Raw genomic sequence first — 17,877 nt, 5'->3', positions numbered from 1 at the left:
GCCCGTACGCCCGCTATGCGGACCGGGGGGTGCCCAGGCGCTCGTTGACCCAGTCGTGGAACGCGCCGATGTGGTGCTCGCTGGGGACCAGCACGCCGCCCTTGGCGTAGAGCCGGGAGCTCATGCCGGGCTGGGTGCGCTCGCACGCGTCGAAGTCCTGCTGGTTGACGCGGTCGAAGAGCTCCACGGAGCGGCTGACGTCCTTGCCGCTCTCGACGACGTGCGGCAGGTAGAGCCAGTCGCACTCGACGACCGTGCGGTCGACGGCCACCGGGTACATGCGGTGGAAGATGACGTGGTCGGGCACGAGGTTGACGAAGACCTGCGGCCGCACCGTGATCGCGTAGTAGCGGCGGTCCTGGTCCTCCGCGACACCCGGGATGCGGTCCAGGCCCTCGGAGCCGTCGACCGTGAAGCCCTGCACCTCCTCACCGAACTCCGCGCCGTGGCCGACGTAGTACTGCGCCGCGTAGCCGTCCGCGAACTCCGGGAGTACCTCGGTGAGTTCGGGGTGGATGGTCGCGCAGTGGTAGCACTCCATGAAGTTCTCGATGATGAGCTTCCAGTTGGCCTGCACGTCGTAGACGATCCGCTTGCCGACGGAGAGGTTGGCGATGTCGTAGTGCTCGATCGCCTCGACGTCCCCGAGGCGGGAGACGACGTCCCCGATGACCTCCTCCTCGAAGGAGGGCGGGTTCTCCGCCAGGCACACCCAGACGTAGCCGAGCCATTCGCGGACGGCCACGTTCACCAGGCCGTACTCGGTGCGGCCGATGTCGGGCATCTTGGTGAGGTTGGGCGCCGCGACCAGCTTGCCGTCCAGGCCGTAGGTCCAGGCGTGGTACGGGCATTGGAACGCGCGCTTGACCTCGCCGGACTCCTCGGTGCACAGCTTGGCGCCGCGGTGGCGGCAGACGTTGAAGAACGCGCGGATCGAGCCGTCGCGTGAGCGGGTGACGAGGATGCTCTCGCGGCCCACGTCGACGGTGCGGAACGCGCCGGGCTTGGCGAGCTCGGAAGAGCGCACGGCGCAGAACCACATGGTCTCGAATATGCGCTCCTGCTCCTGGGCGAAGATCGCCGGATCCGTGTAGGAGGAGCCGGGGAGGGTGGCGATCAGACTGTCCGGCAGGCTGGTCGAGGTCACGGGACACTCCTCGGGAAAGGTGAGTTCGGGGAGCGCCCCGACAGGGGCGCGGGGCAGTATCGATATGCGGCTCCGCCGCGGGGCGCGACCGGCCACAACGGCGCCGCACAAGGACAACGACCCATCTCGCCGCTCACAGCGAAGCGCCGAGCTGTTTACGCCACCGCATGAACGGCCGCGGCTGGTTCATTCCGAGCACGGCGACCGGGGTACCGGCGCGCCGGTAGACGGCGAGGACGTTGCGGTCGTCCGCGGCGCCCTCCTCGACGGTCACGCTGTCGGCGCCGGCCATGTGACCGGCGAACTGGATCTTCACGCCGTACTGGTCCGACCAGAAGTACGGCGGCCGTGGCACGCCCGGCTCCACCGCGCCGCCCGCCAGGAGCGTGGCGATCGCGGCGTCGGGACGCTCGCGTGCGCCGGTCCAGTGCTCGACGCGGCGGTGGGCGCCGGCCCGCGGGTCGTACCAGTTGGCGCAGTCGCCGACCGCGACCACGCCGGCCAGGCTGGTGCGCCCGTCGGCACCGCACTTGACGCCGTTGTCGAGTTCGACGCCGGAGCCGTGCAGCCACTCGACGCACGGGCGGGCCCCGACACCGACGACCACGGTGTCCGCGGGCACCGTGCGGCCGTCGTCCAGCAGCACGGCTTCCACCTGCCGTTCGCCGCTGAGCCCCTTGACGCCCACGCCGCACAGCAGCCGTACGCCGTGGTCGGCGTGGAGCCCGGAGACGATGGCGCCCATGGTCGCGCCGAGCGGTCCGGCCAGCGGCGTCGGGGCCGCCTCGATCACGGTCACGTCGAGCCCGAGGGCGTAGGCGGTGGAGGCGACCTCGGCGCCGATGAAGCCGCCTCCGATCACCACCAGCCGTCCGCCGCGGGCCAGTTCGGCCCGCAGGGCGCGGGCGTCGTCCAGCGTGCGCAGGGTGTGCACTCCGGACAGGCCCTCGGAGCCCGGCAGGCTGCGCGCGGCGGCGCCGGTGGCGATGACGATCCCGTCGGCCCGGACCTCGGCCCCGTCGGCGAGCCGGACCGCTCGACGCGTGGCGTCCAGTCCCATGGCTCTGGCGCCGAGCAGCCACTCGGCCCCCAGGTCCTCGCCGTCCGTCTCCAGGGCGAGATCGGCCTCGCCGATCGTGCCGGCCAGGAACTCCTTGGACAACGGCGGCCTGTCGTACGGGCGATGGGGCTCGTCCCCGATGAGGACCAGGCGTCCGTCGTAGCCCTGCTTGCGCAAGGAGCGCGCCGCCGACAGACCGGCCAGCGAGGCCCCCACCACGGCGACCGTCCTCACGCGAGACCCCCGGCGAGCCGGGCCGCGATGCACGGAGGCAGGTTGGGGGCGTCCGTGGACACCTGGACGTAGATCACGCCGTCCTCGACCACGACCTCGTGCGTCCGGACCGGGAGCTTGGCCGGCGGGGCGTCGACCGCGCCGGTCCTCAGGTCGAACTTCGAGGCGTGCAGCGGGCATTCCACCTCGCAGCCCTCCAGCCAGCCGTCGGCGAGCGAGGCGTCCTGGTGGGTGCAGGTGTCGTCGATGGCGAAGACCTCGCCGTCGTCGGTGTGGAACACCGAGACCGGCGGATCGATGTCGAGCCGGAAAGCCTCACCTCGCGGAAGATCCACGAGACGGCACGCGGGAATCATCATGACACCTCGGTGCGTATAGCGAAACGGATTGCGGTAAGCGCAACATCAGTCTGGGGTCGGCCCGAACCGCTGTCAAGAAGTTCAGGAGGCAGGATTGCCCTCTCCTCCACGTTTCTTCATATGCAACATGCATCACGATGAGAAACACCGACTCCATGCAGACAGCCCGCCTTCCCGTCCCGCGCGGGCAGGACGGGAAGGCGGGCCGACAAGCGGAAGCGACCCTGCCCGGCGGTCAGAAACCGCGGTCGATCCACTCCTGGAGATGCGGCGCCTCGGCGCCGACGGTGGTCGTCTCCCCGTGGCCCGTGTGCACCACGGTGTCCGCGGGAAGAGTCAGCAGCCTCTCCCGGATCGACTCGACGATGGTCGGGAAGTGGCTGTACGACCGCCCCGTGGCCCCTGGTCCGCCCGCGAAGAGCGTGTCGCCGCTGAAGAGCGCCCCCAGGGCAGGCGCATACAGGCATACGGCGCCGGGTGCGTGGCCGGGCGTGTGCAGGACGGTCAGCTCGATGCCGGCCACCGTCAGGGGCTGCCCGTCGGCCAGGTCGGCGTCGGGCATCCGGTCGGGGTGCGTGAGCTTCCACAGCGGCAGGTCGTCCGGATGCAGCAGGACCGGGGCGCCGGTGCGCGCGGCCAGTTCGGGCGCGGCGTTGACGTGGTCGTCGTGCGCGTGGGTGCACACGATGGCCTTCAGCGTGCGCCCGCCGACCGCGTCGGCGATCGCGCCGGCGTCGTGGGCCGCGTCGACGACGATCGCCTCGCGGTCGTCACCTACGATCCACACGTTGTTGTCGACCTCCCAGGTGCCGCCGTCGAGGGAGAACGTGCCCGACGTGACAAGCCGTTCGACGTGGACCAGGGTCATCAGAACACCACCACCGAGCGCAGGACGTCCCCGCCGTGCATCCGCTCGAAGGCCTTCTCCACCTCGTCCAGGGCGATGGTCTCGGTGACGAAGGCGTCCAGGTCCAGGCGGCCCTGGAGGTAGAGGTCGATCAGCATCGGGAAGTCGCGGGACGGCAGGCAGTCGCCGTACCAGGACGACTTCAGGGCGCCACCGCGGCCGAAGACGTCCAGCAGCGGCAGCTCCAGCTTCATCTCCGGGGTGGGTACGCCGACGAGGACGACCGTGCCGGCGAGGTCGCGGGCGTAGAAGGCCTGCTTGTACGTCTCCGGGCGGCCGACCGCCTCGATGACCACGTCGGCGCCGAAACCGCCGGTCAGCTCACGGATCGCCTCCACCGCGTCACCTTCACGTGAGTTGACGGTGTGGGTGGCGCCCAGCTTCTGCGCGGTGGCCAGCTTGCGGTCGTCGATGTCCACCGCGATGACCTTCGCCGCGCCCGCGAGGCTCGCCCCGGCGATCGCCGCCGCCCCGACACCGCCGCAGCCGATGACGGCGACCGAGTCGCCGCGGCCGACCTGGCCGGTGTTGATCGCCGCGCCGATGCCCGCCATGACGCCGCAGCCGAGCAGGCCGGCGGCGGCCGCGGACGCCGCCCGGTCCACCTTCGTGCACTGCCCGGCCGCCACCAGCGTCTTCTCCGCGAACGCGCCGATGCCCAGCGCCGGCGACAGCTCCTGCCCCGTCGAGGCGAGGGTCATCTTCTGCTTGGCGTTGTGGGTGTTGAAGCAGTACTGCGGGCGGCCGCGCAGACAGGCCCGGCACTGCCCGCACACGGCACGCCAGTTGAGGATCACGAAGTCGCCGGGAGCCACATCGGTGACGCCCTCCCCCACCGACTCCACGACCCCGGCCGCCTCGTGCCCCAGCAGGAACGGGAAGTCGTCGTTGATGCCGCCCTCGCGGTAGTGCAGATCGGTGTGGCACACCCCGCATGCCTCGATCTTCACCAGCGCCTCGCCCGGACCGGGATCGGGCACGATGATCGTTTCCAGGCTGACGGGGGCACCCTTGCCCCGCGCGACGACAGCGCGGACCTGATGCGTCATGACCACTCCTCGGCTGTGGAGAACTGAAGCACGGAAGCCACTCAAACAATGAGTTGCTCAATACGGCACGTATCTCGTGTGCCGCAACACAGCATCATGGAGCGCCGACCCTGGGTCAAGGCTCCGGAACCCGCCACGGAAGGTGCGCGCCCCGACATCCCGTACGACACGAAGCGGCCCCGGCACGGCAGAAGCCGTACCGGGGCCGCCCTGGGGCCGGAGCCGGGATCACCCGATCTCGACGAGCAGGTCACCGCCCTCGACCTGCTGGATCTTGTTGATGGCAAGCCGGGACACCCGGCCCGCCTTCGGGGCCGTGATCGCGGCCTCCATCTTCATCGCCTCGATGGTGGCCACCGTCGCCCCGGCGTCCACCTCGTCGCCCTCGGACACCGCGAGCGTGACCACGCCGGCGAACGGCGCGGCGACATGGCCCGGGTTGGCCCGGTCGGCCTTCTCCGTCACCGGCACGTCGGAGGCGGCGGCGGTGTCGCGCACCTGGATCGGCCGGAGCTGGCCGTTCAGGGTGGACATCACGGTCCGCATGCCGCGCTCGTCGGCCTCACCGACGGCCTCCAGCTCGATCAGCAGCCGGACGCCGGGCTCCAGGTCGACGGCGTACTCCGTGCCCGGACGCAGACCGTAGAAGAAGTCCTTGCTGTCCAGCACGCTGGTGTCGCCGTAGGCCTGGCGGTGAGCGTCGAAGTCACGCGTCGGGCCGGGGAAGAGGAGCCGGTTGAGCGTGGCGCGGGGCTCCTTCGCGAGGCCCTCGCGGTCCTCGGGCGTCAGCTCCTGCACCGGCTTGGCGTCGGCGCGGCCCTCAAGTGCCTTGGTGCGGAAGGGCTCCGGCCAGCCGCCGGGCGGGGTGCCCAGCTCGCCGCGCAGGAAGCCGATGACGGAGTCGGGGATGTCGTAGCGGTTCGGGGTGGCCTCGAAGTCGGCCGGATCCACCCCGGCGCCCACCAGGTGCAGGGCGAGGTCGCCGACCACCTTGGAGGACGGGGTGACCTTCACCAGGCGGCCCAGCATCCGGTCGGCTGCGGCGTACATCGCCTCGATGTCCTCGAAGCGGTCGCCGAGGCCGAGCGCGACGGCCTGGGTGCGCAGGTTGGACAGCTGCCCGCCGGGGATCTCGTGGTGGTAGACGCGCCCGGTCGGGGAGGCGAGGCCCGCCTCGAAGGGGGCGTAGATCTTGCGGACGCTCTCCCAGTACGGCTCCAGGTCGCCGACCGCCTGGAGGTCGAGGCCGGTCGGCCGCTCGGAGTGGTCGGTCGCGGCGACGATCGCCGACAGCGACGGCTGCGAGGTCGTACCGGCCATGGAGGCGACCGCGCCGTCCACCGCGTCCGCGCCCGCCTGGATCGCGGCCAGGTAGGTGCCGAGCTGGCCGCCCGCGGTGTCGTGGGTGTGCAGGTGCACCGGCAGGTCGAACTCGCGGCGCAGCGCGGACACGAGGGTCGCGGCGGCCGGGGCGCGCAGCACACCGGCCATGTCCTTGACCGCCAGGACGTGCGCGCCCGCCTCGACGATCTGCTCGGCGAGGCGCAGGTAGTAGTCCAGCGTGTACAGGCGCTCGTCCGGGTTCGACAGGTCCGCGGTGTAGCAGAGGGCGACCTCGGCGATCGCGGTGCCCGTCTCGCGTACGGCCTCGATGGCGGGCCGCATCTGGCCGACGTCGTTGAGGGCGTCGAAGATGCGGAAGATGTCGATGCCGGTGGCGGCGGCCTCGTGTACGAAGGCGTCGGTCACCTCCGTCGGGTACGGGGTGTAGCCCACGGTGTTGCGCCCGCGCAGCAGCATCTGGAGACAGATGTTGGGGACGGCCTCGCGCAGCGCCGCCAGCCGCTCCCACGGGTCCTCGGCGAGGAAGCGCAGTGCCACGTCGTACGTGGCCCCGCCCCAGCACTCCAGCGACAGCAGCTCCGGCAGCGTGCGCGCGACCACCGGGGCGACCGCCAGGAGGTCCTTGCTGCGCACGCGGGTGGCGAGCAGGGACTGGTGGGCGTCGCGGAAGGTGGTGTCCGTGACGCCGATGGTCGGCGACTCGCGCAGCCAGCGGGCGAAGCCCTCGGGGCCCAGGTCGACCAGCTTCTGCCGGGAACCGGCCGGCGGCTCGCCCGCGGGCAGCGCGGGCAGCTTCGTGCTCGGGTGGATCAGGCGAGGGCGCTCGCCGTGCGGCTTGTTGACCGTGACGTCGGCGAGGTAGGTGAGCAGCTTGGTCCCACGGTCCGCGGAGGAGCGCGAGGTCAGCAGGTGCGGGCGCTGCTCGATGAACGACGTCGTCACCCGCCCGGCCCGGAAGTCCGGGTCGTCCAGCACCGCCTGCAGGAACGGGATGTTCGTGGCCACACCGCGGATACGGAACTCGGCCACGGCGCGCCGCGCCCGGCCGATGGCGGCCTTGAAGTCCCGGCCCCGGCAGGTCAGCTTGACCAGCATCGAGTCGAAGTGGGCGCTGATCTCCGTACCGGCGTGGGTCGTTCCGCCGTCGAGGCGGATGCCCGAGCCGCCGGGCGAGCGGTAGGCGCTGATCCGGCCGGTGTCCGGACGGAAGCCGTTCGCCGGGTCCTCGGTGGTGATACGGCACTGCAGGGCCGCGCCGTGCAGCGTCACCGTCTCCTGCGACAGGCCGAGGTCGGCCAGCGTCTGGCCGGAGGCGATGCGCAGCTGGGCCTGGACGAGGTCGACGTCGGTGACCTCCTCGGTGACCGTGTGCTCGACCTGGATGCGCGGGTTCATCTCGATGAAGACGTGGTTGCCCTCGGGGTCGAGGAGGAACTCCACGGTGCCCGCGTTGCGGTAGCCGATCTCGCGCGCGAAGCGCACCGCGTCGGCGCAGATGCGGTCGCGCAGCTCGGGGTCGAGATTGGGCGCCGGGGCCATCTCGATGACCTTCTGGTGGCGGCGCTGGAGCGAACAGTCGCGCTCGAAGAGGTGGATGACGTTGCCCTCGCCGTCGGCGAGGATCTGCACCTCGATGTGGCGGGGGTCGACGACCGCCTTCTCCAGAAAGACGGTCGGGTCGCCGAAGGCGGAGGCCGCCTCGCGGGACGCCGCCTCGATGGACTCGCGCAGCGCGGCCGGGTCCTCGACACGGCGCATGCCGCGCCCGCCGCCGCCCGCCACGGCCTTCACGAACACCGGGAAGCCGATCTCCTCGGCCGCGGCGACGAGTTCGTCGATGTCGTTGGAGGGCGCCGAGGAGCCGAGCACGGGGACGCCGGCCGCTCGGGCGGCGGCCACGGCGCGCGCCTTGTTGCCGGTGAGTTCCAGGGTGTGCGCGCTGGGCCCGACGAACGTGATGCCCGCCTCCTCGCACGCGCGCGCCAGCTCGGGGTTCTCGGACAGGAACCCGTAGCCCGGGTAGACCGCGTCCGCGCCGGCCTGCCGCGCGGCGCGCACGATCTCCTCGACGGAGAGATACGCCCGCACCGGGTGCCCCTGCTGGCCGATCTCGTACGCCTCGTCGGCCTTGAGCCGGTGCAACGAGTTGCGGTCCTCGTGCGGGAAGACGGCGACGGTCCTCGCCCCGAGCTCATACCCCGCGCGGAACGCCCTGATCGCGATCTCACCACGGTTGGCGACCAGCACCTTGCGGAACATCACCGCTCCCTTCAGCCTGCCGATGACGTGCACCATGGTGTCGGTCACGATCCTGTCACGCCATGTGAGGCAGGCCACTCACATCAAGGTGTGATCTCGGTTGCCGCCCTCCTGATTGCCTCGCGTATGCGCGGGTAGCTGCCGCAGCGGCATACGTTCTCGATGCGGTCGATGTCCTGGTCGGACGGCCGGGGCGTCTTCTTCAGCAGGGCCGCGGCGGCCATGATCTGGCCGGGCTGGCAGAACCCGCACTGCGCCACGTCGCACTCCAGCCACGCCTGCTGCACCGGGTGCAGGGTGTCCCCGTCGGCCAGCCCCTCGATGGTCGTGACCTGGCGTTTCGCACAGTCGGCGACCTTCACGACGCAGGGCTGGATCTCCTCCCCGTCGAGATGGCTGGTGCAGGCGCGGCAGACGCCGACACCGCAGCCGTACTTGGGCCCGGTGACGTGCAGCAGGTCGCGCAGCACCCACAGCAGCGGCATGTCGGCGGGGGCCTCCACGGTGACCTGCTCGCCGTTGAGGACGAAGGAGTACGAGGGCATCGGAACCTTCTCGGAGCGTCTCAGCATGTGAACGGTCTCAGAATGTGAGCGGGAAACGGCGGGGCCTGGTGCCGCTCGCGCGTGCGTAGGCGTTGGCGACGGCCCCGGACGCGGCCGGCACCCCGAGCTCGCCGGCGCCGCCCGGCTCCCCTTTGGACGGCATGATGTGCGCCTCGAAATGCAGCGGGGCGTCCCGCTGGCGGGCCCACCGGAAATCACTGAAGCTGCCCTCGCGCACGGCGCCGCGGTCGATGTGCAGCCCGGCGCTCAGCACGGTGGAGATCCCGTCGACCGCGGTCCCCATGAGCTGGGCCTCCAGGCCGCGCGGATTGACGGCGGTGCCCACGTCGGCCGCCATCACCACCCTGGTCACCCGGGGCTTCTTCGGATCACTTGCGTCGATCTCGGCCAGACAGGCCACGCAGGAGCCGTACTCCTCATGCACGGCCACACCCTGCCCGTGCCCTTCGGGCATCGCCCGCCCCCAGTCCCCGGCCCGCGCGACTTTCTCGAGCACAGCCCGGACAGCCTTGTTCCGCAGCGTCGTACGGCGGAAGGCGACCGGGTCCTGGCCGAGGCTCCGGGCCACCTCGTCCACCATGATCTCCTCCGCGGTCCGCATCGTCCCGGAGTCCACGGACCGCCAGGCGCCGAGGGGCATCGCGAGGTCGACGCCGTCCGAATGGCCGGAGATCCGGCCGAAGTTGTAGAGCCCGAAGTCGCTGGGGGCGGGAGCGGACGACGCCGGCCGGGTGAAGACGGCCTGGCTCACGGTCCCGTTCTTCCCGTAGGACTCGTTCACCGAGGACATCGCATGGGTGAAGGCGACCACCCGGCCGTCCTTGTGGCTGGCCCGGATGCGGTGGTGGCTGGCGGGCCGCATCCGGCCGTGCCGGGTGTCGTCGTTGCGGCTCCACATCAGTTTCACGGGCCGGCGGGCCGCCTTCGAGATCTGTGCCGCCTCGACCGCCGCGTCGAAGGTCAGCCGCCGCCCGAACGAGCCGCCGCCGCGCATCACATGGACCGTGACCGCGGACGCGGGCAGCCCGACCGCGTGGGCGATGGTGTCGCGGGCCTCCATCGGCGTCTGCGAGGAGAACCAGACCTCCGCCTTGTGCGCGCGTACGTCCGCGATCGCCGTCAGCACCTCCATCGGCGCGTGGCTGACGAACGCGAAGGCGAACTCGCCCTCGACCTGCGACGTCCCGCGCGGCGGGATGCCAGGACGCGGGACCGCGGCCCGCAGCCGGGCGCGGATGCCGTCGTCGGACAGGGCGGCCAGCGGCCCCGGCGCCCACTTGATCCTCAGGGCGTCGCGGGCCTGGAAGGCGTGATGGAAGGTCTCGGCCACCACGGCGACCCCGCCCGGCACCCGCACCACGGCATGGACCCCCGGCATCGCACGCGCGGCCCGGTCGTCGACCGAAAGGACCTTGCCGCCGATCGTGGGCGGCCGGGCCACCACGGTCGGCTTCGCCCCGGCCACATTCAGGTCGCCGGTGTACTTCGCCTTGCCGGTGACCAGATCCCGGGCGTCGACACGGTTCGTCGGCCGGCCGATCACCTTGTGCCGGGACGCCGGCTTCGGCTTGGCGGACACGGCCGTACGACGGATTCCGGCGGCGCTCGCGCTCAGCGACCCGAAGGTGGCGGTGCGGCCGTCCGGGGCGATCACCATGGTGTCCCGGGTGCGCAGGGTCCAGGCGGGCAGGTGCCAGCGCCGGGCGGCGGCGGTGACGAGCCGGGCGCGCGCGGTGGCGGCGAGCTGCCGGGCGGGCCCGTACAGGGAACTCACCGAACTCGATCCGCCGGTGGACTGGTTGCCTTTGGTGCGGGCGTCGGCGAGCGGGATGTCGATGTCGGCGAGGCGGGCGTCCAGCTCCTCGGCGATCATCATGGCGACGGCGGTGGTGATGCCCTGGCCCACCTCGACCCGCGGCAGCCGTACGACGACCTTGTTGGCGCGGGTGACCTCCAGGACCAGCATCTCCTCGTCGGCGCCGGTCACCAGCACGCCCGGGCCGTCCCGGTGGGGCTCGGAGCCCTGGGCGGAGGACGTGTCGCACGCGAGGGGGGCGGCGATGGTGAGCGTGGTGGCGGCCAGGGAGTAGACCATGAAGCGGCGGCGCGAGACGGCGGAGCGCGGGGCCTTCTCGTCCTGTATGGCCAGTACGGCCGGACGGGTGTCTGCGGCGGAGGGATTTTTGCCGTCCAACACGGGCTCCTAGCGGGTTAGTCCGGCTCATACGCCGATCCGTCCGGCCGTGCACTCACCTCAACCGGCCGCATCCTCACCCGATATGAGGGACCAGTCGCCCTGTGGGTTCCCTGAGAACCCAGTGCCGTTGAGTTCGGGCCTCTCACGCGCGGCTTGCCCTCCTTCGCCCCCTCTTCTCCGTAGGCTCTTCGTCCGTAGAGGAGCCGCGCGGTGGACGCCCGTCCTCCCCCGACCTACGGAGAGCCATGGCCGACGCCAGCCCCCAGGCCCGTGCCGCCACCCTGCTGGGCCACCCCAAGCTGTGGCTCGTGCCCACCGTCCTGACCGGACTGCTGGCCCTGCTGTTGGCGCTGCTCTACATGGGCGGCATCGTCAACCCGCAGGGCGCCCTGCACCATCTGCCCATCGCCCTGGTCAACAGCGACACCGGCAAGCCGCCGCCCGGGCAGAAGCAGAACGCGGGCGCGCAGATCGCCGCCGCCATCACCTCGGGCACGTCCAACGAGAAGGCCGAGTGGCGCACCCTCACCCGCGCGCAGGCCCAGGACCAGCTGGACTCCGGCAAGGTCTACGGCGCCCTGGTCGTCCCGCCCGACTTCACCGCGTCGCTCACGGCGCTCACCACCGCCAACGCCACCACCCGGCCGACGATGACGGTGCTCACCAACCCCGGCAAGGGCAGCCTGGGTTCCTCCCTCGCCAGTCAGATCACGACGGCGGCGGCGCACCAGGCCTCGCAGACCATCGGCAAGCAGCTCACCGCGGCCGCGGGAGGCCAGGCGAACTCCACGACCAAGCTGCTGCTGGCGGACCCGGTGAACGTGGTCACCCAGGTGGGCCACCCGATCGGCAGCCACAGCGGGCTCGGCCTGAGCGCCTTCTACTACACGCTGCTGCTGGTGCTGGCGGGCTTCATGGGCGGGAACATCATCACGAACGCCGTCGACACGGCCCTCGGCTACACCGACAGCGAGATCGGCCCCTGGCACACCCGCCGCCCCACCGTGCCGATCAGCCGTACGCAGACGCTGCTGCTGAACATGGTGCTGACCGCGGGCATCACGGTCGTCAGCGTCTCCCTGATCATGGTCGCCACCATCTCCATCCTGGGCATGGACGCCACCCACATTCCCTTGCTGTGGGTCTACTCCTACTGCGCGGCCCTGGCCGTCGGGCTGGGCGTGCAGGCCATCAACGCCGCGTTCGGCGGGGTCGGCCAGCTGGTCTCCATGTTCGTGTTCATCGTCCTGGGCCTGCCCTCCTCGGGCGCCACCGTGCCCCTCCAAGCGGTCCCCGGCTTCTACCGCTTCCTCTCCCACTTCGAGCCCATGCGCCAGCTCAGCGACGGCGTCCGCGCCATCCTCTACTTCGACGCCCGCGGCGACGCCGGCCTGACGCGCTCCTGGATCATGATCGCGATCGGCGCGACGCTGGCCCTGCTCTTCGGCTTCGCGATGACGCGCTACTACGACCACAGGGGGCACAAGCGGCTTACGCCACAGCCGGCTTGAGCCTCAGCGGACGGCTCGGCGTCCGGTCGGCCAGTCCTCCTCGTCGAGGTCGAGGAGCCCCGCGATCGTCGCGGCGTTCGGGAGCGGGCCGTGATCGCCGGTCACCTTGAGCGCGGACGAGGCGGTGACGTGGCCGAGGCGCAGGGCGCGCCGCAGGTCCTCGCCGCGCAGCAGGCCCGCCAGGAAACCGGCGGCGAAGGCGTCGCCCGCGCCGACGGGTTCGACGACGTCCGTGGGCAGGGCGGGCACGGTGCACACGTTCCCCCCGGTCTCGGTGAAGGCGTGGGCGGCCCGCCCGCCGTCCTTGACGACCAGGATGCGCGGCCCCTTCAACAGCCGTCGTACGTCGGCCGGTTCGAGGCCCGCGCCCCACAGGTCCTGTGCCTCGTCGAGGCCGACGAAGGCGATGTCGGCGCGGTCGGCCAGGTCGCGCAGCACGGTGGCCGCCGTGCCGTCCGGCCACAGCGCGGGGCGGTGGTTGACGTCGAAGCTGATGGCGTACGGGCGTTCCGGCGACGGCGGGGCGGCCAGGGCCCGTTCCACCAGGTCCCGGCAGGACGGGGACAGCGCGGGCGTGACGCCCGTGAGGTGCAGCAGGGCCGCCGAGCGCAATCGCTCGTCTTCCAGCGCCTCCGGACCGAGGGCCGAGGCCGCCGAACCGCTGCGGTAGTAGTGGACGCGGGTGCGGTCGCGGCCCGGGTCCTTCACCAGCAGGCCGGTGGGGCGCTGCGAATCGGTCCGTACGCCCGTGACGTCGACGCCCGCTGCGGCCACGGCCGCCCGCACCCGCCGGCCGAACGCGTCGTCGCCGAGGGCCGAGAGCCAGGAGACGTCACGGCCCAGATCGGCGAGGTACATGGCGACGTTCGACTCGGCTCCGGCCACCGACAGCCGCAGGTCCTCGGCGGTGTCCAGGGGGCCGTGAGGGGTGGGCGCCAGGGCGGCCATGGTCTCGCCGATGCAGACGACGGGGCCGTCCTGCGGGAACGGGATGCCGGGAGCGCCGTTCATGACACCTCCGGGGAAGAGCGGTAGGCGGCGGCCGGAGCGCCCGGCACGTCGACCCGGGCGGTGAACAGGGCGCCGTCCAGGGGGCCTGGTGCGGTGAGGCCCACCCGGGCGGTGGTGACGTGCAGGACGTCCTCCCGCAGGCAGACACCGGCTGGCTGGCTCGCGGGCAGGCGGAGGGTGCGGTCGAGCCGGCCGTCCGGCAGATACCGGCGTACGGTCCCGGTGCCCCAGACCGCGATCCACACGGCCCCTTCGACGTCGACGGTCATGCCGTCGGGGCTGCCGTCGTCGACGGTCACGAAGGGCTCGGGTGGGCCGAGTTCACCTGTCGCAGCGTCCACGAGGAAGCGGCGGACGATGCCGCGTGCACTGTCGGCCAGGTACATCGTGGTGCCGTCGGCCGTGAACGCGGGTCCGTTCGGCACGGTGATGCCGTCCAGGACCCGGGTCACCGTGCCGTCGTGGTCGACCCGGTACAGCGACCCGGCGCCCTCGTCGGCGTCGTAGGCCATGCTGCCCGCCCAGAACCGGCCGGAGGGGTCGGCGGCTGCGTCGTTCATCCGCAGAGGGGACGGGGCGCCGTCCTCGGGGCGCGCCAGCCAGCTCTGCGTTCCGTCGGGGGTGAGCAGACAGATGCCCGTGCCTGCGGCGGCGATCCAGGTGCCGGGGCGGTCCGCGACGGGGGCGACCGCGCCCAACGGGACGGAGAGTCGGACCAGTTCCTTCAGGGGTGCGGTCGGCTCCTCGGGCGCGGCGAGCAGCCGGCCCGTGAGGATGTCGACCAGCACGATGCCGGAACCGGTCCAGCGGATGCCTTCGCCGAGCTCCAGGCGGTCGGGGCGGAGGGCTTCGTCGAATACCACGGTCGTCACTGCGCGAACTCCCCCACGACATCCCTGAACGCGCGGGCGCGCGCCCGCAGTTGCGTGATGCTGCCGCCGTCCGCCGCGTCGCCGATCAGCGGCGAACCGACGCCGACCGCGATCGCACCCGCCGCCAGATAGGCGCGCGCGGCCGCCTCGTCCACACCGCCCACCGGCACGAACGGCGCATCGGGGAACGGTCCGCGCAGCGCCTTGACGTAGGCGGGGCCGCCTGCCTGCGCGGCCGGGAAGATCTTCAGGGCGGCAGCGCCGAGGCCGCGGGCGGTCACGATCTCGGTCGGTGTCATCACGCCCGCGAGGACCGGCATGCCCAAGTCCCGTGCGGCGGCGACGCCTTCGCCGAGCGCGGGGGTGACGGCGAAGTCCGCTCCCGCCCTGCGGGCGGCCTGCGCGTCGTCGGCCGTCAGGACCGTGCCCGCGCCGAGAGCGCGGTCGGGGCCGAGCGCCTGCCGGGCCTGCCCGATCACGGTGAGGGCGTCCTTGCCGGTCAGCGACACCTCGATCAGCTCGATGCCCTCGGCGGCGAGGGCCAGCACGGTGCGCAGGGCGGCGGCGGGGTCGTCGCCGCGCACGATGGCGACGAGGCGGTGGGCGGCCAGGGCCGCTCGCAGATCCACGGACGGTTGCTCCAATGCGCTTGTTTTCAGGGGCAGTTGCAGGCTGTTGTGAGGGTGAGCCGCCAGCGCACCTTGCCAGAGGCCGGGACCCGGGCGGCGTCGCCGGGACCCGCCTCGGCGAGGTCGAAGACGCGGCCGAGCATCGGCTCGACGCCGCAGCTCCGGTAGGGGGCCGTGTCCGGGAAACCGCCGAGGTTGCGCCACAGGGCGATCGACAGCGGCTGTTCCTCGGCCTCGAGGACGTCGAGGGCGAAGGACAGCCGGTCCTCACCGTCGTGGACGCACGCGCGGGAGGCGTCGACGACCGCTCCGACCGCGGTGCCGTCGTCCGGACCGAAGCAGTCCAGCCGTGCGCCCTGGGGCGCGGGCCAGCTGCCTTGCACCCATGAGTCGTTCGCCGTGGGGTACAGGCGGGTGCTCGCTCCTCCGGGCAGCCGTACAGTCGCCCGCTCGGAGAGGTCGAGCAACGCGTGCGCGGCCCACACGAACCGGAAGCCGGGGTCGGCCGACAGCACGTAGTCCACCCGGCCCCCGTCCTGCACAGTCCGGCTCAGCGAGAACCGCTCACAGCTCACGCTCTCCGTGCCCGCCCCGTCCCTCGTCCACGCCCGCGGCCATGCGTCACCGTGATCGGGCGTGCCCCGCACGGTCGGCACGCACTCCTCCAGACCGCCCGCGTCCACGAACGCGTCACCCGGCACGACGTCCTCGCGGCCGGTCCCCTCCCGCCGCCACAGCCACTCGCGTCCGCCGGCGTTCAGCGAGGTCCAGCGCCCGCCGTGCACCGCGTCGGTGACGATCTCTACCGACCCCATCGTCACCACTCACCACTCCGCGAACGAGCCGTCGGCATGCCGCCACACCGGGTTGCGCCAGGTGTGTCCGGTGCGGTCGGCGGCGCGTACGGCGGTCTCGTCGACGGTGATGCCGAGGCCTGGGGCGTCGCCGCGCGGTGCGTACCCGTCCACGAACCGGAACGGCTCGGTGTCGACGACGTAGGAGAGCAGATCCGCGCCCTTGTTGTAGTGGATGCCGCGGCTCTGTTCCTGGATGAGGAAGTTCGGTGTGGCGAAGGCGACTTGGAGGCTGGCCGCCAGTGCGATCGGGCCGAGGGGGCAGTGCGGGGCGAGCTGGGCGCCGTAGGTCTCGGCGAGTGAGGCGATGCGGTGCACCTCGGAGATGCCGCCCGCGTGCGAGAGGTCGGGCTGGGCCACGGCGACGCCCGCGGCGAGGACGGGCAGGAACTCGGAGCGGGAGTAGAGGCGTTCACCGGTGGCGAGCGGCACGGAGGTGGAGGTGACCAGGCCCGGTAGCAGATGGCTCTGTTCGGGCAGGACGGGCTCCTCCACGAACAGCGGGTGCAGCGGGGCGAGTTCGGCCAGAACCCGGCGCGAGGCGGCGGCGCTGAAGCGGCCGTGGAAGTCGACGGCGACGTCACGGTCCGGGCCGAGGGCCTCGCGGGCGGCGGTCACGCGGGCGACGACGGCCGCGGTCTCGGCGACGGTGGAGACCGGCGAGGTGGCTCCGGCGCCGTTCATCTTCACCGCGGTGAAGCCGGCCTCCACCTGTTCGGCGATCTGCTCACCGAGTTCGGCGGGTTCGTCGCCGCCGACCCAGGCGTAGACGCGGACGCGGTCGCGCACGGGGCCGCCCAGCAGGGCGTGCACCGGGGCGCCGTACGTTTTGCCGGCGATGTCCCACAGGGCCTGGTCGAGCCCGGCGACGGCGCTGGAGAGGATCGGGCCGCCCCGGTAGAAGCCGCCCTTGGTGAGGACCTGCCAGTGGTCCTGGATACGCAGCGGGTCCTGGCCGACGAGGTACTCGGCGAGCACGTCCACGGCGGCCCGGACCACCTCGGCGCGGCCCTCGACGACGGGCTCTCCCCAGCCGACCACGCCGTCGTCGGTCTCGACGCGGCAGAACAGCCAGCGCGGCGGGACCAGGAACGTCTCGATACGGGTGATCTTCACTGAGGGCTGGTGCCTTCCGTCTCGTCGTCCTCGTCGTCGTCGGCGGTGCCGATCCGGTCCAGGTCGCGGCCGGCCTGGTCGAGCAGGTCCCGCATGGCCGCCTCGGCGGCCAGCGGATCCTGATCGCGTACGGCGTCCAGGACGGCGCGGTGGGCCGGTATGGGGTCCTCGCTGTGCGGGGAGCTGTGCACGATGCGGTCGCGATGGGCGAGACCGGACTCGATCACGATCTCCATGCGTTCGAGGAGTTCGTTGTGGGTGGCGGTGAGCAGGGCGCGGTGGAAGGCGAGGTCGGCCTCGACGGCGTGGGCGGCCCCCGCGCCCTCCTCCCCCATCGCCGTGATCGCCTCGTCCAGGGCGGCCAGGTCGGCGTCGGTGCGGCGCTCGGCGGCGAGGCGGACGGCCGCGGGCTCGATGATGGCGCGGACCTCGGCCAGGTTGCGCAGCAGCGCCCGGTCGGCCTCCCCCGCCCGGCCGCCCTCGAACTGCCAGCGCAGCACGTCGGCGTCGAGCAGGTTCCAGTCGGCCCGGGAGCGCACGAAGGTGCCGCGCTTCTGGCGGGCGTCGACCATCCCTTTGGCCGCGAGCACCTTCAGGGACTCACGCAGGGCGGTCAGGCTCACGTCCAGCTCGCTCTGCAGCGCCACCAGGTCGAGCGTGGCCCCCTCGGGGATCTCGCCGCCCAGGATGCGGCGGGCGAGGGCCTCCACGGTCTGGCCGTGCACGCCGCGGCGGGCATAGGGGGTCATGTCGTACAGCCTT

The 17,877-nt window shown here is 72.2% G+C and carries 15 protein-coding genes; 1 reads left to right on the top strand and 14 read right to left on the bottom strand.

What is annotated here, in order from left to right; all coding sequences use genetic code 11:
* Window positions 1-13: 13 nt before the first annotated feature.
* The 8 genes from ACIBN2_RS01305 to ACIBN2_RS01270 all read right to left on the bottom strand — a co-directional run bounded on the left by ACIBN2_RS01305 (window position 14) and on the right by ACIBN2_RS01270 (window position 11,020).
* Window positions 14-1,147: an aromatic ring-hydroxylating dioxygenase subunit alpha gene (locus ACIBN2_RS01305; protein ID WP_399132007.1), complete on the bottom strand. Its 1,134-nt coding sequence runs from the start codon at window positions 1,145-1,147 to the stop codon at window positions 14-16.
* Window positions 1,148-1,280: 133 nt separating this feature from the next.
* A complete protein-coding gene (locus tag ACIBN2_RS01300; protein WP_399132006.1) occupies window positions 1,281-2,441 on the bottom strand; it encodes an NAD(P)/FAD-dependent oxidoreductase in 1,161 nt (386 codons plus the stop codon).
* A complete protein-coding gene (locus ACIBN2_RS01295; protein ID WP_399132005.1) occupies window positions 2,438-2,800 on the bottom strand; it encodes a bifunctional 3-phenylpropionate/cinnamic acid dioxygenase ferredoxin subunit in 363 nt (120 codons plus the stop codon). Before ACIBN2_RS01295 ends, ACIBN2_RS01300 begins: the two co-directional genes overlap by 4 nt.
* A 235-nt stretch (window positions 2,801-3,035) precedes the next feature.
* Entirely contained in the window at window positions 3,036-3,668 is a 633-nt protein-coding gene (locus ACIBN2_RS01290) for an MBL fold metallo-hydrolase (RefSeq protein ID WP_399132004.1), read from the bottom strand.
* Window positions 3,668-4,756: an S-(hydroxymethyl)mycothiol dehydrogenase gene (locus tag ACIBN2_RS01285; RefSeq protein ID WP_399132003.1), complete on the bottom strand. Its 1,089-nt coding sequence runs from the start codon at window positions 4,754-4,756 to the stop codon at window positions 3,668-3,670. Before ACIBN2_RS01285 ends, ACIBN2_RS01290 begins: the two co-directional genes overlap by 1 nt.
* Before the next feature lie 228 nt (window positions 4,757-4,984).
* Complete coding sequence (locus ACIBN2_RS01280) at window positions 4,985-8,359, bottom strand: pyruvate carboxylase (protein WP_399132860.1); 3,375 nt, start codon at window positions 8,357-8,359, stop codon at window positions 4,985-4,987.
* Window positions 8,360-8,442: 83 nt separating this feature from the next.
* Window positions 8,443-8,904, bottom strand: coding sequence for a (2Fe-2S)-binding protein (locus ACIBN2_RS01275; RefSeq protein WP_399132002.1), 462 nt, complete (start codon window positions 8,902-8,904; stop codon window positions 8,443-8,445).
* A gap of 37 nt (window positions 8,905-8,941) precedes the next feature.
* Window positions 8,942-11,020, bottom strand: a complete 2,079-nt coding sequence (locus tag ACIBN2_RS01270; RefSeq protein WP_399132859.1) for a molybdopterin cofactor-binding domain-containing protein — start codon at window positions 11,018-11,020, stop codon at window positions 8,942-8,944.
* A gap of 347 nt (window positions 11,021-11,367) precedes the next feature.
* Here ACIBN2_RS01270 and ACIBN2_RS01265 point away from each other — a divergent pair, with 347 nt between their 5' ends.
* Complete coding sequence (locus ACIBN2_RS01265; protein ID WP_399132001.1) at window positions 11,368-12,633, top strand: YhgE/Pip domain-containing protein; 1,266 nt, start codon at window positions 11,368-11,370, stop codon at window positions 12,631-12,633.
* 3 nt (window positions 12,634-12,636) lie between these two features.
* On the opposite strand, the gene ACIBN2_RS01260 is transcribed toward ACIBN2_RS01265, so the two are convergent.
* Genes ACIBN2_RS01260 through ACIBN2_RS01235 form a run of 6 tightly spaced genes read right to left on the bottom strand, consistent with a single transcriptional unit; the run spans window position 12,637 to window position 17,864 of the window.
* Window positions 12,637-13,644, bottom strand: a complete 1,008-nt coding sequence (locus ACIBN2_RS01260) for a sugar kinase (RefSeq protein WP_399132000.1) — start codon at window positions 13,642-13,644, stop codon at window positions 12,637-12,639.
* The gene (locus ACIBN2_RS01255) at window positions 13,641-14,516 is read right to left on the bottom strand and encodes an SMP-30/gluconolactonase/LRE family protein (RefSeq protein WP_399131999.1); all 876 of its coding nucleotides are present in this window, start codon (window positions 14,514-14,516) and stop codon (window positions 13,641-13,643) included. Before ACIBN2_RS01255 ends, ACIBN2_RS01260 begins: the two co-directional genes overlap by 4 nt.
* On the bottom strand, window positions 14,513-15,145 hold the full coding sequence (locus ACIBN2_RS01250) for a bifunctional 4-hydroxy-2-oxoglutarate aldolase/2-dehydro-3-deoxy-phosphogluconate aldolase (RefSeq protein WP_399131998.1): 633 nt from the start codon (window positions 15,143-15,145) through the stop codon (window positions 14,513-14,515). Before ACIBN2_RS01250 ends, ACIBN2_RS01255 begins: the two co-directional genes overlap by 4 nt.
* 26 nt (window positions 15,146-15,171) lie before the next feature.
* Window positions 15,172-15,960, bottom strand: coding sequence for a hypothetical protein (locus tag ACIBN2_RS01245; RefSeq protein WP_399131997.1), 789 nt, complete (start codon window positions 15,958-15,960; stop codon window positions 15,172-15,174).
* 9 nt (window positions 15,961-15,969) lie between these two features.
* Window positions 15,970-17,115, bottom strand: coding sequence for a galactonate dehydratase (dgoD, locus tag ACIBN2_RS01240; protein WP_399131996.1), 1,146 nt, complete (start codon window positions 17,113-17,115; stop codon window positions 15,970-15,972).
* Window positions 17,112-17,864, bottom strand: coding sequence for a FadR/GntR family transcriptional regulator (locus ACIBN2_RS01235; RefSeq protein WP_399131994.1), 753 nt, complete (start codon window positions 17,862-17,864; stop codon window positions 17,112-17,114). The genes dgoD and ACIBN2_RS01235 overlap by 4 nt, the downstream gene beginning before the upstream one ends.
* Between the last annotated feature and the right edge of the window lie 13 nt (window positions 17,865-17,877).

Origin of the sequence: Streptomyces sp. NPDC050534 (assembly GCF_044457745.1) — a bacterium.
GTDB lineage: Bacteria > Actinomycetota > Actinomycetes > Streptomycetales > Streptomycetaceae > Streptomyces.
This window is presented reverse-complemented; position numbering and strand designations above follow the sequence as displayed.

What these genes read in the sequence shown, in the direction of transcription:
- ACIBN2_RS01275 (WP_399132002.1), bottom strand. Translation starts at nt 8,904, where the DNA reads ATGCCCTCGTACTCCTTCGTCCTCAACGGCGAGCAGGTCACCGTGGAG.
- ACIBN2_RS01290 (WP_399132004.1), bottom strand. Translation starts at nt 3,668, where the DNA reads ATGACCCTGGTCCACGTCGAACGGCTTGTCACGTCGGGCACGTTCTCC.
- ACIBN2_RS01285 (WP_399132003.1), bottom strand. Translation starts at nt 4,756, where the DNA reads ATGACGCATCAGGTCCGCGCTGTCGTCGCGCGGGGCAAGGGTGCCCCC.
- ACIBN2_RS01245 (WP_399131997.1), bottom strand. Translation starts at nt 15,960, where the DNA reads ATGGGGTCGGTAGAGATCGTCACCGACGCGGTGCACGGCGGGCGCTGG.
- ACIBN2_RS01270 (WP_399132859.1), bottom strand. Translation starts at nt 11,020, where the DNA reads ATGGTCTACTCCCTGGCCGCCACCACGCTCACCATCGCCGCCCCCCTC.
- ACIBN2_RS01260 (WP_399132000.1), bottom strand. Translation starts at nt 13,644, where the DNA reads ATGAACGGCGCTCCCGGCATCCCGTTCCCGCAGGACGGCCCCGTCGTC.
- ACIBN2_RS01280 (WP_399132860.1), bottom strand. Translation starts at nt 8,359, where the DNA reads ATGTTCCGCAAGGTGCTGGTCGCCAACCGTGGTGAGATCGCGATCAGG.
- ACIBN2_RS01265 (WP_399132001.1), top strand. Translation starts at nt 11,368, where the DNA reads ATGGCCGACGCCAGCCCCCAGGCCCGTGCCGCCACCCTGCTGGGCCAC.
- ACIBN2_RS01295 (WP_399132005.1), bottom strand. Translation starts at nt 2,800, where the DNA reads ATGATGATTCCCGCGTGCCGTCTCGTGGATCTTCCGCGAGGTGAGGCT.
- ACIBN2_RS01235 (WP_399131994.1), bottom strand. Translation starts at nt 17,864, where the DNA reads ATGACCCCCTATGCCCGCCGCGGCGTGCACGGCCAGACCGTGGAGGCC.